The sequence below is a fragment of the Snodgrassella sp. B3837 genome (genome assembly GCF_026535955.1).
GTDB classification, from domain to species: domain Bacteria; phylum Pseudomonadota; class Gammaproteobacteria; order Burkholderiales; family Neisseriaceae; genus Snodgrassella; species Snodgrassella alvi_E.
Genome location: NZ_JAFNPI010000015.1, coordinates 164995 through 181936, shown reverse-complemented (window position 1 = coordinate 181936; position 16942 = coordinate 164995). Strand labels below are relative to the sequence as shown.

The 16942-nt window shown below is 44.2% G+C and carries 13 protein-coding genes; all 13 read right to left on the bottom strand.

Features of this window, described 5'->3' with window-relative positions:
- Nucleotides 1-19 precede the first annotated feature (19 nt).
- The 13 genes from J3U67_RS05955 to murD all read right to left on the bottom strand — a co-directional run bounded on the left by J3U67_RS05955 (nt 20) and on the right by murD (nt 16905).
- Nucleotides 20-997 carry a hypothetical protein gene (locus J3U67_RS05955; protein ID WP_267390615.1) on the bottom strand — a complete coding sequence of 326 codons (978 nt, stop codon included), beginning with the start codon at nt 995-997 and terminating at the stop codon, nt 20-22.
- Between the two features lie 70 nt (nt 998-1067).
- The gene (locus J3U67_RS05950) at nt 1068-1829 is read right to left on the bottom strand and encodes a class I SAM-dependent methyltransferase (protein WP_267390616.1); all 762 of its coding nucleotides are present in this window, start codon (nt 1827-1829) and stop codon (nt 1068-1070) included.
- Nucleotides 1829-3301: a sigma-54-dependent transcriptional regulator gene (locus J3U67_RS05945; protein WP_267390617.1), complete on the bottom strand. Its 1473-nt coding sequence runs from the start codon at nt 3299-3301 to the stop codon at nt 1829-1831. The genes J3U67_RS05950 and J3U67_RS05945 overlap by 1 nt, the downstream gene beginning before the upstream one ends.
- The gene (locus J3U67_RS05940) at nt 3294-4868 is read right to left on the bottom strand and encodes an ATP-binding protein (RefSeq protein WP_267404249.1); all 1575 of its coding nucleotides are present in this window, start codon (nt 4866-4868) and stop codon (nt 3294-3296) included. The genes J3U67_RS05945 and J3U67_RS05940 overlap by 8 nt, the downstream gene beginning before the upstream one ends.
- 6 nt (nt 4869-4874) lie before the next feature.
- Nucleotides 4875-7193, bottom strand: coding sequence for a DNA topoisomerase IV subunit A (gene parC, locus J3U67_RS05935; protein WP_267390620.1), 2319 nt, complete (start codon nt 7191-7193; stop codon nt 4875-4877).
- 317 nt (nt 7194-7510) lie between these two features.
- Complete coding sequence (gene ftsZ, locus J3U67_RS05930) at nt 7511-8689, bottom strand: cell division protein FtsZ (protein WP_267390621.1); 1179 nt, start codon at nt 8687-8689, stop codon at nt 7511-7513.
- Between the two features lie 114 nt (nt 8690-8803).
- Nucleotides 8804-10039, bottom strand: a complete 1236-nt coding sequence (ftsA, locus tag J3U67_RS05925; protein ID WP_267390622.1) for a cell division protein FtsA — start codon at nt 10037-10039, stop codon at nt 8804-8806.
- 42 nt (nt 10040-10081) lie between these two features.
- On the bottom strand, nt 10082-10861 hold the full coding sequence (locus J3U67_RS05920) for a cell division protein FtsQ/DivIB (RefSeq protein ID WP_267390623.1): 780 nt from the start codon (nt 10859-10861) through the stop codon (nt 10082-10084).
- The gene (locus tag J3U67_RS05915; RefSeq protein ID WP_267390624.1) at nt 10845-11756 is read right to left on the bottom strand and encodes a D-alanine--D-alanine ligase; all 912 of its coding nucleotides are present in this window, start codon (nt 11754-11756) and stop codon (nt 10845-10847) included. The genes J3U67_RS05920 and J3U67_RS05915 overlap by 17 nt, the downstream gene beginning before the upstream one ends.
- Before the next feature lie 66 nt (nt 11757-11822).
- Nucleotides 11823-13223, bottom strand: a complete 1401-nt coding sequence (gene murC, locus J3U67_RS05910) for a UDP-N-acetylmuramate--L-alanine ligase (protein WP_267390625.1) — start codon at nt 13221-13223, stop codon at nt 11823-11825.
- A gap of 77 nt (nt 13224-13300) precedes the next feature.
- Nucleotides 13301-14368, bottom strand: coding sequence for an undecaprenyldiphospho-muramoylpentapeptide beta-N-acetylglucosaminyltransferase (gene murG, locus J3U67_RS05905; protein ID WP_267404247.1), 1068 nt, complete (start codon nt 14366-14368; stop codon nt 13301-13303).
- Nucleotides 14369-14404: 36 nt separating this feature from the next.
- Entirely contained in the window at nt 14405-15559 is a 1155-nt protein-coding gene (gene ftsW / locus J3U67_RS05900; protein ID WP_100140387.1) for a putative lipid II flippase FtsW, read from the bottom strand.
- Entirely contained in the window at nt 15556-16905 is a 1350-nt protein-coding gene (murD, locus tag J3U67_RS05895) for a UDP-N-acetylmuramoyl-L-alanine--D-glutamate ligase (RefSeq protein ID WP_267404245.1), read from the bottom strand. Before murD ends, ftsW begins: the two co-directional genes overlap by 4 nt.
- Nucleotides 16906-16942: the final 37 nt, after the last annotated feature.

The following is a 16942-nucleotide window of genomic DNA, read 5'->3' as shown; positions in this document are numbered from 1 at the left end:
GATTAGCAGCTTTTATTAATTATTCAATGGGTATTTGTAACAAAAACTTTAGTCTCTGCCAAAACCCCATATTCAAATAATGATTTAAACGGGTATTCAAACTCCATTCTCTTTGTTGCATATTACTCATCATTTGATACAAATTAGACACATTGGCTTGCAATTTTTCATATTCCTGATTCAGCTGTACATATTGATCAAATAGCTGAATATTATTCAGATGTTTTAACTGTTCTAGTTCAAGTAAAGTCTGTTCATATAAAATTTCAAGATTGTTTATTTCATTTTGATGATATTTTTTTGATACAGGATCCGAACGGATTTTGCCATACACTTTTTTTGCAAATATTTGTTTCAGCGCATAGTAATATTTTTTAACTTCATCAACTGTAAAATTTATTTCTCCACAAAATTCTGTATCAAGTTTTAGTTTTTTTGAGATGCTGACTTCGATAATGGGAATATGATTTTTCTCAAATGATTTTATTTTTTTCTGATAACAGGGATTAGTAAAAACTACTTCAATCGCCAGACATCCATTCCATTTATCGTATAATTCACAGTCTTCACTAAAATAACCGACTAAATCCGGATAATATTTTTCTTCATTTTTATCAAAATGTTGAAATTTCAGGCATGGTTCAACTAGGAATTTTGAAAAACTAAAATGATAATTATCATTATCAATTGTGAAGTTTATTTCAGACATTTCCTGCAAAACCAACATTGCTGTTGAATGATATATTGATTCTTGCTTGTTCTTATCAACTTCATCCGATTGATATCTGAAAAATCCATATTCTGTTGGTATTAATTCCTGCCGGTTGATTTCATCAAATTCGGTTGAATAAAACTTGAGTCCTGAATAGGCTTCAGGGTGTTGCTGTTTTAATTTCAGCACATCCCAGATATAAAAGATTTCAAGCTTTTCCAATTGCTTGTTGTAAACAAATTTCTCATGTTCATCTTTGGCGTAGGCCCATATTTTTCTGGCCATTTAATATTCTCCCCTATGCTACAAATTGCTATATTAGTGACTCTTTTCTAAAAAATGCTGCCTAAATAAATTATAATGGAATATACCCATCAAAACGCGTGGTTTTGCCTAAATACTGAAAAGCTGGCTGTTTTTCTGCCAAAAATCTACCATTAGCTGGCCGTTTCACAATCACTCGTTTACAAGCAAGTTGTTGTGCTGCCAGTAATAAATCCATGTCGTTATTCTCATCAGCGGTTCCCAGCAGCTCATGGAAATAAGCCATTTCCTTTTTTACCGCCGCTGATTTCTGCTTCTGGGGATACATTGGATCCAGATATATCACATCTGGCAAGGAATCCGTTTTTTGCATTGCCGCTTTACAAGTAATACTGCCATATTTCAAATCAATCCGCTGTGCTATCTGAGCTGTATGATGATCTGCTAGTGCTCTTTGCAAACCGTCTGCCAACAAAGCATAGACATAAGGATTGCGTTCAAATACCACCACCTTTAATCCCATAGAAGCTATTACAAACGCATCCCGACCCAGCCCACCAGTAGCATCCCAGACCAGCGGCTGAGTTTTAGCCTGTACGGCACGAGCCAGCAGCTCACCACCACCAAACAGGCGCCGGTGCCTAGCTGTTCCCTGCACGAAATCCACACGTACAACACCCTTATTTCCGGCTTTAGCCAGAGCAAGGCCGTAATCATCATAATATAAGTACAAACCATGCTCAGGTGGCTGCGGCTGATAGTGCAGTTTTTCTGTCTCTAATAGATTTTGCAGAGGCATGCATAACTTACTCAGGTTTACAATCTGCCCAGTTAAAACCATTGCTTGTATCATTAGGCAATACCCAATCGTTCCATCCGATAACGCATTGATCTAAAGCTGATTCCCAATAGTTTTGCCGCTTGTGTACGGTTATAACGGGTTTGTGCCAGCGCCTGCTGCAGAATATGACGTTCTACATCGTCGAGATAGTCCTGAATCTGGGTGTGACCAAACTGAAAATCTGTCCTTGCGGGATTTTCCCCGGCAGAATTACGGACACTATCTACTGATAAATTACGCTGATTATCAAATGAGAGACTTTGAATCTGTAAATCATCAACTTCGATAATATGATTTTTTGATAAAGCAATTGCTCGTTCTAATATATTTTCCAGCTCGCGGAAATTGCCGGGATAGCTATATTGCAATAAAGCTTGCTCAGCTGCCGGGCTCAGGGTCATGGTTTCATCACGTAGAATACGTTGCAACAAAACCTGAATCAGTTCTGGTAAATCATCACGTAATTCACGTAAGGGGGGCATGGTTATAGAAACCACATTTAGACGGTAAAACAAATCCTGCCGAAATTGTCCCGATTCTACCAAAGCATTCAGGTCTTTATGAGTAGCACAGATAAGACGGACATCAACCTGCTTTTCTTCCATTTCACCAATCCGGCGAACAGCTCGTTCCTGAATGGCACGCAAAAGCTTTACCTGCATGGATAATGGCAAATCAGCCACTTCATCCAAAAATAATGTTCCACCGTCTGCATGCTGAAAAAATCCTGCTCTGTCACTGTCTGCGCCGGTAAAACTCCCTTTTTTATAACCAAAAAACTCACTTTCCATCAATGCTTCAGGAATCGCCCCGCAATTGACTGCAACAAATGCTTTATCTTTACGAGCTGATTGTTCATGAATACTGCGTGCTGCTTGCTCTTTTCCACTACCGGATTCCCCAGCAATATAGACGGGTACATTGGATTTAGCCAGTTTGCTTATTAATTGTCGCACTTCAGCAATTAAAGGGGAGTGACCAAGCAGTCGCTCTTGAGCAGCACTTTGGTTCCCTCTACCGGGCTCAGAAACATTCTGGGATTTCACTTCAGTTTGTTTAGTGGTTGTAGCTGCTTTAGTGATGGTGTCGGTATCAGAGCTATGGTTGATTGTCAGCACAGATTTAACTAATGTGCGTAGTTGTGCCAGAGTAATGGGTTTTTGCAGATAATCAAAAGCACCATTTTTTAGTGCCTGCACTGCTTGCACTGCATTACCGTAAGCAGTAATCACAGCAATCGGAATATCCAGATTGTGTTCGGTTATATAATCTACAATTTCCAGACCAGATCCGTCTGGCATGCGCATATCAGTAAGTACCAAAGAGAAAGCATGATTACGTAATGCTTTTTTGGCTTCAGCCACTCCGGCAGCGGTCTGGACAGATAAACCCATTTTTATCAGGGTTAATTCCATTAAATCACGAATATCAGCTTCATCATCTATTACCAGCACTGGCTTTTTTAATTCTACCTGACTATTCATCAACCATCCTTGGCAAAGTCAATTCAAATCCATTTAATTGCGGTCTGTAATTTAACTGTCCGTGATTGGCTAAAGCCAGTTCACGCGCCACATACAGCCCCAGCCCCGTACCACTGGGCTCAGTAGTAAAAAATGGCTCAAATAGATGTAACTGATTCTCTGCACTCACACCCGCACCATTATCTATCACTATAATTGAAATTTTCTGCTGCAATTCTTTGCGCATGACAACCCGAATAGCCTCTTTATTCTGCCGGCTGTGTCGCCAAGCATTATTCATTAGATTCCACATTATCTGTTGCAAATGTATTGAGTCACAACTGACTACCAAAGGTTCACTGTCGGCTTCAAGCTGAATACAATGCAAAGCCTGAGGTTTAATCAGTATGAATTCCTGTACAAACGCAGACCAGAAAACGCGCAAATCAATAACCTGCCTGTTTTTTTTATCACGTTTATTTAAGACGCCGATGTCTTCAAGCATTTTATCAATTCGACTGATATTATTGTCCACAATATGAAACAGTTTCAGCCGTGCCGGATCGTTTTCTTCCTCCTGCAATAGTTCATTGGCCTGACGTACAGCGGACATCGGATTGCGTATTTCATGCGCCAGATTAGCGGTTAATTGCCCTAGAGATGCCAGTTTAAGAGCCATAGCCTCCTGATCTATTTCAGTACGGGCACGCATAGACAACATCAATAAAGGCGTATTGGCCTCCTGTAGCAGTCGCGCATGTACCCGCATCGGCAAACCATTGAGAGTACAGTTGATTTCAAATATATTTTTCTGCTCTGTGTGCCAGTAATGCATAATCTGACGAAAAATAACTGTGCGAGTATCCACTACCAGCGTAGGAAAATATTTCTGTGCTTTACGGTTAATTAACCATATCATGCCACTTTCATCTAATACCACTACCCCTTCCTGCACATAATTAAAAGCACGATCCAGCAGGTGGCGATAACTGTCGAGCATCTTTGATTGCTGATATTGTAGATTTTGCGAGCGGGCTAGTGAAGTGGCCACATAAGCGGTCAGCCCAGCCACAAGGTAAACAGCTGCAATCAGCATGAACGCGATGGTACAAATCCGCATACTGATATTTTCAAAACCATTACGGCTAATTTGCAACCAAGTAATGATCACAATCAGTAAGGTGACATATCCTGCATATATTAGCGGATAACGACCACGGCTAAACAAGCAAGCGGCAGCCACAAATGGCAACAACAAAATACCAAAGCCGCTGTCCACACCACCAGCCATACTCATCAGCCATGCAATCATGGTGATGTCTACAGCCGCATTAACATTGGGTAGAGCGTCCGGCTGATTTTGCCAACGCGGTACCAGCATCGAAAACAAAATCAGAAAACCGTAAAGTGCCGCCCAGCTGTAGAGCTCAGGTTTATTGAATATTGGTACGCTTAGTCCCGGTTCATCCATGTTTCGGGTCAGAACGTAAAAAGTCATGATGGAAAACAACAGGCTCATGCGGGCAATATTAAGTAAGGCAGAAAGCCTGTCCAGATATTGCGGCCAGCCATGAATACGGGTTTTCATACCGGCTTAATTTCCATTATTCAAAGTACCGTATATAGCCAGAATTGTGCCCGAAACGTTTAATTCTTTACCTTTGTGTCCTCTCCTGTTACTTATATCCTGTACACGCAGTGTTTCCTGATGACGGCCACCTCGTTTACCTTGAGTTTCCAACGTAAATTCTGGTGAGTCTGACAGCACAATGAAATTTAATGTCTCATCAGACGGCAAACTCATGATTTGCAGACCGCGCCCTTTAGCCATCACCTTAAGTTCAAGTAAAGGAAAAGCAAGCAGACGGTTAGCACTGGAAACAGCAATCAGCTCGGTTTGGCTACCGGCAGACAAGGATTTGGCCGGCACTGGCAGAGGTGGCAATAATGTTTCATTATCATTAACCGTCATCACCACTTTGCCGTTTTTAGTACGGCTAACCAAATCTTTGAAGGCAATCACAAAACCATAGCCACCACTGTTGGCCAAAAGGTAATGCTGCTGAGGTAAGGCAGTGAGCATTGCGACGATTGTGGCTCCTTGATCAAGCTCAACTAGCGAACCGGCCGGCACGCCATCACCGCGACCACCAGGAATGCTGGCTGCATCAACGCTGTAGGCACGTCCGTGCGAGTCCAGCAGGATAACCGGCCATACCGTACGACCTTCCACGGCCTGCATTAGTCCATCGCCCTCTTTAAAGGTGGTCTGGCTCAAATCCAAATTATGCCCAACCCGCGTTTTCAGCCAGCCTTTCTTCGATAATACCAGCGTAACCGGCTCATCAGCTGTCATCTGAGTAAGTGTAGCGCGCTCTGCCGGCTGAATCAGAGTGCGGCGGTTATCGCCATAAAGTTTGGTATCAACCTCAATTTCCTTAATTACTAAATTTTTCTTGGCAATTTCATTTTCAAGTAACGAAACTAATTGCTCACGCTCCTGCTGCAGTTTATTCAATTCTGTTTCTAGTTTAATCCATTCCAATCTGGCCAACTGACGCAAACGAATTTCCAGAATATCATCCGCCTGTATCTCACTTAAGCCGAATGCCGATATCAATTCTTGTTTTGGTTCATCTGATTCACGGATAACGCGAATAACTTCATCTATATGCAGAAATACATTCTGCCTGCCTTGCAAAATATGAATACGTTTCTCTACCTGCTCTAACCGATACTGTAAACGTCGTGTAACAGTCAGAATACGAAAATCAAGCCACTCACGCAGAATCTGAACAAGGTTCTTTTGCGCAGGTTTATTATCCTGCCCCATCATTACCAGATTAATCGCTACATTTCCCTCAAGACTGGTTTGAGCCAGTAATGTATTCATGAATTCATCCGGCTGAATGCGACTGGATTTCGGTTCGAATACCAGCCGCACCGGAGCCTGTCCATCTGATTCATCTCGCACCCTTTCCAGCAGCGAAAGCATCAGTGTGCGCGTATTCATTTGCTCCTGAGTCAGATTTTTTTTACCGGTTTTAGGTTTAGGATTAGTCTGTTCTTCTATCTCTGCCAAAATTTTTTGCGCAGACGTACCCGGAGGTAGCTCGGTTACTATTGCCCGCCAGTGTCCACGCGCCAGCTTTTCTATTTCGTACCGTGCCCGTACTCGAATACTGCCTTTACCCTGAGCATAAATAACCTGAATATCCTCCGGTGAAGTAATAATCTGCCCGCCGCCAGCGAAATCAGGGCCAGGTAGATGCTGCATTAAAGCTGCAGTATCTAAAGTAGGTTGTTTTAATAATGCTATAGCTGCCGCGCTAACTTCACGTAGATTATGTGAAGGAATTTCTGTGGCCAGACCAACTGCAATACCAGAAGCGCCATTCAACAAAATCATCGGCAGTCGAGCTGGCAAAACTGTAGGTTCAACAAAGGCACCATCATAATTGGGAATGAAATCCACCGTACCCATGTCGATTTCGGACAGCAGCAATTCAGCAATCGGAGTTAAACGTGCTTCTGTATAACGCATGGCTGCAGCACTATCGCCATCGCGTGATCCGAAATTACCGATACCGTCAATCAATGGATAGCGTAAAGTAAAATCCTGAGCCATGCGTACCATCGCATCATAGGCAGATGCATCACCATGCGGATGATATTTACCCAGAATTTCACCCACTACGCGCGCCGATTTCACTGGCTTGGAGCCATGTACCAAGCCCATATCTTTCATGGCATACAGAATGCGCCGCTGTACCGGTTTTTGACCGTCTGCCACATCCGGCAATGCCCGACCTTTCACCACACTCATAGCATAGGCTAGATAAGCACGTTCAGCATACTGCCCTAAAAGGAGATAATCTTCACCGTGGTCTGATTGTTGGATTACGTCACTCATATTATTCTGACTTTACTAATTTTTATCTGAAACAGATTAATTTAGCTATCTATTGTAAGGGATTTCAGGTTTCCAGCCCAACCTACACATTTCTGACTATATAATTTAAAACTCTTGAATTTCCTTACAAATAAATTATTGCTTTGTTTCGTAGTTTTAGATCACACCCTACAAATTATGTCTGCGATCAAAAACATTTTCGCAATAAATTTTTTCGGTTTATTTAGCTAGAATCAAAAATAGCGTTTCTTTGAATTCAAGAAAACAAAAAGCCGTCCAGAATTTCATTCTGGACAGCTTTAATATTTTTATAAATATTAATCTGCCTGTCGACGAATCACAGCCGGAATTTCAAAATCATCCAGAACGGACTGATTAGAAAAATCAGCAGCAGCCAGATTCATACTACGTGCACTGCGGCCAGAGCGTACAACGCTACCAATATCCGGATAGGCATCTTCGGTACCAGTAGCCTGTACCGTTTGCAAAACACGCAGATTGCTTTGCTGCTGATGATGCAAAACTTTCTGTTCTTGTAATCCAGTAGCAATAATGGTAACGCGTATTTCGCCTTCTTCCATGCTGGCATCTTCAGAAGTGCCATATTTCAACGCAGCTTCGTCATGAGCATATTCATCAATCATGCTCATGATTTCTTTATATTCTGACATTTTCAGACAACCTGGAGCAGTAGTAATGTTTACCAGCACTCCCTGCGCACCATCCAGTGTCACGTCATCAAGCAGCGGGCTGGCAATAGCCTGCTCAGTAGCAATACGGGCACGATCAACACCATGAGCACTGCCTGAACCCATCATTGCCATACCCATGATGCTCATAACGTTTTTCACATCAGCAAAGTCAAGATTGATGATACCCGGATTGGTAATAACCTCAGCAATACCAGCCACCGCATTGCGTAATACATTATCTGCGGCACGGAACGCTTCACGCATGCTGACATCTTCGCCCAATGCTGACATCAGTTTATCATTCGGAATCACAATCAGGGAATCAACGGTATTTTTCAGAATTTCTATGCCGTTGTTCGCCACCTGAATACGCTTACCTTCATATTCAAACGGGCGGGTCACCACTGCAACGGTCAGAATACCCATTTCCTTGGCCAGCTCAGCCACAACAGGTGCTGCGCCTGTACCAGTACCGCCACCCATACCAGTAGTGATAAACAACATGTTGGCACCGCGGATAGCATCTGACAATGCTTCACGGTCTTCCATGGCTGCATTACGACCAATTTCTGGATCAGCGCCAGCTCCGAGACCCCGGGTTAGATTGTTACCCAGTTGAATGCGTTTTGAGGCTTTACTGTTTTGTAAAGACTGTGCGTCAGTATTAGCACTGATAAACTCAATACCGGCAACCGCATTTTCAACCATATTGTTAATAGCATTACAGCCACCACCGCCAATACCAATGACTTTGATAACGGCAGCACCGACTACTGTCTCCACAACATCATATACCAATTGCATTTATGTCTCCTGACAAAACATGCGCATAATCATTTTAAACCCTTGTATAACTATCATTATATCGACAGTTATACACAATGCGCAAAAGTTCTGTCATTTATTGTGTTGGATAAGTTAAAAATTGTTTTTAAACCAAGCTTGTAATTTGGAAAGCCATGACTCTTTCGGTTCGGCAGCAGTGGCAACAGGCAGGTCATTTTTACTGTCATCTTCACATGCTGCCTGCAATAGGCCAATTGCGGTGGCATAACGCGGGTTGCGAATCCGCTCGGATACACCGCCCATTTCCTGTGGAACGCCAATACGCGCAGGCAGATTGAATACATCTTCAGCCAGCTCTACCATGCCGGGTAATAATGACGCACCACCAGTTAAAACCACACCGGACGTGAGCACATCTTCCGGAAAGCCAGAACGACGTAATTCGTTTAATGTCAGCTCCAGAATTTCTTCCACACGCGGACCAATAACACTGGCCAATGTCCGGCGTGAAATCTGACGTGGATTGCGATCTCCAACGCTGGGCACTTCAATCATGTCATCCAGTCCATCCATTGTAGCCAGCGCTACGCCATGGTTGATTTTGATGTATTCAGCAGCACTGTGCGGTGTGCGTAATGCCTGAGCCAAATCCTTGGTAATCAAGTCTCCCGCAACAGGAATGACAGCTGTATGCCGGATAGCTCCGTTGGTGTAAACAGCAATATCAGTGGTACCTCCGCCGATATCAATTACACAGACGCCAAGATCCTTTTCATCTTCAGTCAACACCGCTTGTCCGCTCGCCAACGGCTGAAGAATCATTTTGCTGATTTGCAAACCGCAACGATTGACGCATTTCTGAATATTCTGCATGGCAGTGACTGCACCAGTGATAATGTGAATGCGTGTATCCAGACGCACGCCGCTCATACCGATCGGTTCGCGTACACCGGGCTGATTATCAATAATAAATTCCTGTACCACTGTATGCAGAATATCGTGGTCAGGCGGAATATTCACTGCTTTAGCGGTTTCAATCGCACGGTCGATATCGGCCTGACTAACTTCACCATCCTTGATTTTTACCACACCCTGCGAATTGAAACTACGGATATGATTGCCCGCAATGCCGGTGGTAACGCTTTCTACCGGTACATCAGCCATCATCTGTGCTTCTTCCATGGCCTGCTTGATAGCCTGTGCTGTGGTTTCGATATTGGTCACCATCCCTGCCTTCAAACCGCGAGATGGCGCTTGTCCCAGACCAACAATGTGGATTTGGTTGTCTTCCTGTACTTCACCAATCAGGGCGATTACTTTTGACGTGCCGATATCCAACGCACTGATGTATTTTTTACCTTTAACCATGGTCATCACTTTAAATTCAAATTATCAATCGGTCTGTCCGGATCAATCCAACTGTGCTTCCTGCTGATCCATTGTTGCAGCATCTTCTGAAAGATTAACGTCAGCAGAAGCTGATACAGCTTTGTTTTTATAACGTATTGCAAAACCATCTGGATAACGCAAATCCACATAGTCAATAGCAGCGGCCTGATTGTGCAATACCTGAGGCCATGCCCAGACAAAATGCGACAGACGCTGCTGTACTTTTTCCCGCCCCAGTCGCAGTGTCATACCATTAGTCAGTTTCAACTGCCAGGCAGAACGGTCACTCAGCTGTAATTGCTGAATATGCAAGCCGGTTGGTTGTAGCAAACTTTCGAATGTTAGCAAATGTACAGTCATGTAGCGAGCGGAACTGTTGGTTCCAGTAAATAATGGCAACTGTTGCTGACTGGTTGCAGTAAATATTTGTCCATCGTTGTCCACCAGTTGCTGAGCATTCCAACGTGCCACAGGTACCCGCTCTTTAATCTCCAGCTGTACAGTATCAGGCCATATCCGCTTTACCTGAACTTTGGCGACCCATGGCAGTTTAGCTAAAGCCGCCTGTGCAGCACTAACATTCACGGTAAAAATATTACCACGCAAATACTGCTTACTGATTTCTTCAATTTCGGAAGACTGCAAATTTTTCAACGGCTGTAACACTTTTATTTGCCGTACCGGAAAGTAAGGTGAGTGAACCAGCCACGTTCCGCCTGCACCAAGCAGACAGAACAATACACAAACATATAACCAGCGATAAAGCCGTTTTAAGGCCTGCGCATTATCCCAAAGTCGCATGACTTAAAATTTCAACACACAAATCTTCAAAACTCAAGCCAATTTCACGTGCCGCTTTAGGCACCAGACTGTGACCTGTCATGCCTGGCACAGTATTGACTTCCAGAATATAAATCGTTCCGTCTGCATCACGGAGAAAATCTACTCTTCCCCAGCCGCGACCCCCCAGAGCTTTAAATGCTCGGGCTGTCAGATCCCGCATGTGCTGCTCATCTGGGGGTGTCAGATCTGCGGGACACAAATAAACGGTATCATCACGGTGGTATTTGGCCTCATAATCATAAAAGTCAGTTGCCGGAAGAATACGTATACTGGGCAACACCTTCTCACCCAAAATAGCACAGGTATATTCTCCACCCTCAATAGCACGTTCTGCCAGAATTTCACCGTGATATTGTTTAAGCTCCTGATAAGCCTTAGCCAGTTCACCCGTCTGTCTGATTTTCATCACACCTACACTACTGCCTTCGGCTGCCGGTTTAACAAACAGAGGCAAACCCAGTTTTGCTTCTACATCAGCAAAATCACTATCGTCATGTAATACAATAAAGGGGACACAGGGTAAACCAACACCCTGCCAGATAAGACGGCTGCGAAATTTGTCCATACCTATAGCACTAGCAGCTACGCCGCAACCCGTATAAGGTATACCCAAGGCTTCTAGTGCGCCTTGCACCACACCGTCTTCCCCAAAGGAACCATGCAAAATATTGAAAGCATGTTTAAACTTTTCACTGACCAAGTCAGACAAGGGTCGCTCAGCTGGGTCAAAAGCATGTGCATCCACACCTCGGCTTTTGAGCGCTGTTAAAATTGCCGCGCCACTGGCCAGTGACACCTCACGTTCACTGGAGAAGCCACCCATCAGTACGGCGACTTTACCAAAATTATTCATTACTTTATTTTTTCCTGTATTTCTTTCAATTATTACTATTTTTGCACACGATATAGATTGCCATACCTAAATAGCTGCGGCCATTTCTGTAATCATGGCTGGTACTTTATTGATACTACCAGCACCCATATTGAGCAAAACATCACCATCTTGCAACACATTTAATAAAGTGGGTGCCATTTCATCCACGTTTGCTACATAAATCGGTTCAACTTTGCCTAAAACCCGAATAGCTCGCATTAATGCTTTACTGTCTGCGGCCACAATTGGATCCTCACCTGCTGCGTATACTTCCGTTAACACTACGCCATCAGCTTTAGTCAGTACCTGTACAAAATCTTCAAAAAGGTCACGGGTTCGGGTATAGCGATGCGGCTGAAAAGCCACTACCAGCCGGCGGTCTGGATAGGCACCACGCGCCGCAGCAATAGTAGCAGACATTTCCACCGGATGATGTCCATAATCATCAATAAGTAATGCTTTACCGCCATCCGGCAAAGAAATATCACCGTATTGCTGAAAACGGCGACCAACACCGGCAAAGCTTTCTAGCCCAATCTGTATTGCGGAAACAGAAACACCGATTTCCAGTGCCACACCGATTACAGCAAGTGCATTTAAAACATTATGCTGTCCCGGCATATTGACCGTTACACTAAATGGATTAATACCTTTTTTGCGCGTATGAACATCAAAACGCATCTGCGCACCGCAGGCTTCTATATTGCTAGCATATAAATCGGCACTGTCATCCAGTCCGTAAGTAACAAAGGGTTTCTGAATAAGCGGCAATATCTGACGCACATGTTCACTGTCAATACATAAGAAGGCTTTGCCGTAAAATGGCATTCGATGCACAAAGTCAACAAAGGCCTGATGCAGTTTTTCAACATCATGGTCATAAGTATCCATGTGATCAGTATCTATATTGGTCACAACTGTGAATAGAGGAGTCAGATATAGAAAAGATGCGTCGGATTCATCAGCTTCAGCAACAATATATTCCCCTTTACCCAGCTTGGCATTGCTGCCGGCAGCAGTTAAGCGTCCGCCGATAACGAAAGTCGGATCCAGTCCGGCAGCGGCGAGCACAGAAGCAGTTAGGCTGGTAGTTGTCGTTTTTCCATGTGTACCGGCAATCGCAATACCCCGTCCAAAACGCATGATTTCAGCCAACATCATGGCACGAGGGATAACCGGAATTTTTTGTTCCAGTGCAGCCACCACTTCCGGATTGTCTTTCTTCACCGCGGTTGAGGTCACAACCACATCAGCACCACAAATATTATCTGCACTGTGACCACAGCTAATCTGCACGCCGATAGCACGCAAATGTTGAGTAGCGGCATTATCAGCTAAATCAGAACCACTAATCTGATAGCCTTCATTATGTAAAACTTCAGCAATACCGCACATACCCGTACCGCCGATACCCACAAAATGTATGTGACGGATCCGGTCTTTCATATTTTCTTTCATACTATATTTACTTTTCCGGCCGGCTCAGGCTATACAACATCTTCCGGCCATTCTTTAATCATTGTTCAAAGCACACTAGCCACTGCCGCCGCTGCGACCTTAGCCGCACTATCCGGCTGAGCCAATGCCCGAGCTTTCTCTGCCATCTGCAAACATTGTTCGCGTGATAAATCAGCCAGTACTGTTTGCAGGGACTGAGCATTTAGGCTAGTTTGAGGCATTAGCACGGCCGCGCCATCCTTAACCATATACTGTGCATTAGCAGTCTGATGGTCGTCAACAGCATGCGGATAAGGCACCAAAATCGCGCCTAAGCCAGCAGCGGTTAGTTCAGCTATAGTCAGTGCACCAGCACGGCATATCACTAGATCAGCTTCACGGTATGCAGAAACCATATCGGTGATAAATTCCACACATTCTGCTTTAACACCACACTCAGCATATTGATGCTGTAACTGTGCCAATTTATTGCGACCAGACTGATGCAGCAGATTCGGACGCTGCGATTCCGGCAATAAAGCCATAGCCTGTGGGACAACTTTATTTAATATATCGGCTCCCAGACTACCGCCCACCACCAAAATATTCAGCACGCCCTGCCTACCAGCAAAGCGTTGTGCTGGTGGGGTTAATGATGCAATATCTGCTCGAACAGGATTACCCACCAGCCCGTTTTGGTTGGTAAAAACCTGCGGGAATGCATACATTACCTGACTAGCAAAATGAGACAGCACTTTATTAGATAAACCGGCAATAGCATTTTGCTCATGTACAATCAACGGCAAGCCACATAATCTGGCAGCGATGCCGCCGGGAAAAGAGACAAATCCCCCAAAACCGATAACCGCATCAACATTGTACCTACGGATAATTCTCCGTGCGGCAGCAATGGTTTTTACTAAAGTAAACGGCAACAGTAATTTTCTCTTAATTCCGTTACCGCGAATGCCTTTAATAGAGAGAGTTTCCAACGGAATGTTGTATTGTGGTACCAGACGCGTTTCCATTGCACCTTCACTACCTAGCCAGACAATACGGTGTCCCTGCGCCTGCAACTCCTGTGCAACAGCAAGTGCAGGAAATATATGCCCGCCTGTACCGCCCGCCATGACCATAAAGGTTTTTGCATTCATTGAATATCCGCTTTACTCATTATGTTTGAGGATAAATTAAACTTTAAAACCACGCATGACCCGTCGGTTTTCATAATCAACTCGTAATAGCAAGCCCACGCAAATAAGAATAATCATCACCGCAGAACCGCCATAGGAAAGCAAAGGTAAAGTTAAGCCTTTAGTTGGTAGAAGTCCAATATTGACACCAATATTAAAAAAGCTCTGGATACCTAACCAAATACCAATACCTTTGGCAACAAATGAACCATAAAACAGCTCTAGATCACGTGCCTGCTTGCCAATTGAAAAAGCTCTGATCACCAACCAAATATAACAAAACATTAGTACCAGAATACCAACAAAACCGAATTCTTCTCCAATTACCGCGAGAATAAAATCGGTATGAGCTTCTGGTAAATAAAAACGTTTTTCCAAACTGGCTCCAAGCCCGACGCCAAACCAGCCACCACGACCGATGGCCATTAATGAATGGGTCAACTGATAGCCTTTACCAAGCGGATCAGCCCACGGGTCAAGAAAACCGGCCACGCGCGCCATACGGTAAGGTTCAAACAGCACCAGCAAAATCATGGCCAGCAAACCAAAACCAACAACCGCCATAAACCAACGAAAAGGTAAACCAGCCAGAAACAGCAGGCCGACAGCAATAACGGATACTACAACAAATGATCCAAAATCCGGTTCCAGCATAATCAGCCCAAGACCAAGACCGACAGGAATACCAGCAAACCAAACCTTTTTGAATTCTTTTAATATTTCTGCTCGACGGGTAAAGAAACTAGACAGATACAGAATAATAGCCAGCTTGAACACTTCGGTAGGCTGAATATTGACCATACCTACATTAATCCAGCGGCGGGCACCGTTAATTTCACGCCCCATCACCAGTACCAGTATCAACAACAGAATACTGAGCAGTAATACTAGTGGTGTAAGTTTTTTCCATGTACGTAGAGGAATACGCGCGGCAATACAACCAAGCAGCCCACCGCACAGCAGAAAAACTGCCTGACGTACTAGATAAAAATAAGTACTGCCGCCATCATGTCTTGCATAAGCAATAGAAGCCGAATACACCATAATCAGGCTAAAACTGGCCATCAGCACTACCATCCATAGCAGTGACTGGTCGAATGTATCGCCGCGGCGTAATAATTTACGGTCGAGTAAACGTGATTCGGTAATCATGCTTGGCTACCCTGCAGCTGTCGCACACTGGCAATAAATACTTCACTTCGGTGGGCATATCCTTTAAACATATCATAACTGGCACAAGCTGGACTCAGTAGCACAATATCACCCGCTTTAGCCAGTGCAAAGGCACGCTGAGTAGCCTGCGGTAAATCATCACAGTATTCAACCGGATAATTTTCTCCGTCCAGAACAGATCCTAGCTGATGTGCATCTACTCCAATAAGCAACACTGCCCGAGCCTTATCACGTAAAGCTGTTTGCAACGGCGAAAAATCCTGTCCCTTCCCTTGTCCACCCGCTATCAACACGATTGGTTTATCCAGCCCAAACAATGCTGCACAAGTTGCACCGACATTGGTTCCCTTTGAATCATCAATAAATGTGACACCATTGACTTCAGCTACTTTTTCAACCCGATGCGGCAAACCCTTGAAAGCACCAACATTGTGCAGCAGTTGAGCTCGCGATAAACCTATGGCCTCACATAAAGCAAACGCAGCCAGCACATTGGCAGCGTTATGTTTACCTTGCAGAGGTAATGCATCAAAGGATAGTAGAGCTTCATTACCAGCAGAGAGCACACCTTGATTCAGCCAGTAGTCGGTATTTTTTTGTAAAGAAAACCATTTCACATTATGTTCGTGGCGCAGCATGGCACAACAGAATGTGTCATCAGCATTCAATACCTGCATGGCGTGACCACGAAAAATCCGGTCTTTACTGTGTGCATAATCAAGTAAATCATCATAGCGATTCAAATGATCTTCAGACACATTCAGCACTGTAGCCACAGTGGCATTGAGACATGGAGTGGTTTCCAGCTGAAAACTGGAAAGTTCCAGCACCCACACATCGGCGGTTTTGCCGTCGCGTGCTAGATAAGCTTCAAGAACCGGTGTGCCTATATTGCCTGCAACGACGGTATCCAGACCACACTTTTCACATAAAAATCCTACCAGACTGGTAGTGGTGGTTTTGCCATTTGATCCGGTAATTGCAATTACTTTGCTACCGCTACCAGCCAGTAGTTCAGCTAAAATAGCTACATCGCCAACTACTTGCCCACCGGCACGTTTAAAAGCAACAATTGCTGTATCACGTTGGCTTATACCTGGGCTTAATGCCAGCACATCAAAATGATGCTGATTCAACACTGCCGCCAATTCACCTGTATGAATGTCAACCTGATAATGATTGAGAACTGACTGACGTGTTGCCTCATCCGGCTGCATATCATATGCGGACACGTTAGCGCCAGCTTGAGTCAAAAATGCCAGCATTGAAACACCGGTACGTCCCAACCCTGCAACCAAAACTTTTTTATTACGCCAGTCAGTCATGGCTTAGTCCTACATTTATTTTTCAGTTACACATTCA

Coding starts and splice junctions, on each gene's coding strand:
- J3U67_RS05955 (WP_267390615.1), bottom strand. CDS start 997: ATGGCCAGAAAAATATGGGCCTACGCCAAAGATGAACATGAGAAATTT.
- J3U67_RS05950 (WP_267390616.1), bottom strand. CDS start 1,829: ATGATACAAGCAATGGTTTTAACTGGGCAGATTGTAAACCTGAGTAAG.
- J3U67_RS05945 (WP_267390617.1), bottom strand. CDS start 3,301: ATGAATAGTCAGGTAGAATTAAAAAAGCCAGTGCTGGTAATAGATGAT.
- J3U67_RS05940 (WP_267404249.1), bottom strand. CDS start 4,868: ATGAAAACCCGTATTCATGGCTGGCCGCAATATCTGGACAGGCTTTCT.
- parC (WP_267390620.1), bottom strand. CDS start 7,193: ATGAGTGACGTAATCCAACAATCAGACCACGGTGAAGATTATCTCCTT.
- ftsZ (WP_267390621.1), bottom strand. CDS start 8,689: ATGCAATTGGTATATGATGTTGTGGAGACAGTAGTCGGTGCTGCCGTT.
- ftsA (WP_267390622.1), bottom strand. CDS start 10,039: ATGGTTAAAGGTAAAAAATACATCAGTGCGTTGGATATCGGCACGTCA.
- J3U67_RS05920 (WP_267390623.1), bottom strand. CDS start 10,861: ATGCGACTTTGGGATAATGCGCAGGCCTTAAAACGGCTTTATCGCTGG.
- J3U67_RS05915 (WP_267390624.1), bottom strand. CDS start 11,756: ATGAATAATTTTGGTAAAGTCGCCGTACTGATGGGTGGCTTCTCCAGT.
- murC (WP_267390625.1), bottom strand. CDS start 13,223: ATGAAAGACCGGATCCGTCACATACATTTTGTGGGTATCGGCGGTACG.
- murG (WP_267404247.1), bottom strand. CDS start 14,368: ATGAATGCAAAAACCTTTATGGTCATGGCGGGCGGTACAGGCGGGCAT.
- ftsW (WP_100140387.1), bottom strand. CDS start 15,559: ATGATTACCGAATCACGTTTACTCGACCGTAAATTATTACGCCGCGGC.
- murD (WP_267404245.1), bottom strand. CDS start 16,905: ATGACTGACTGGCGTAATAAAAAAGTTTTGGTTGCAGGGTTGGGACGT.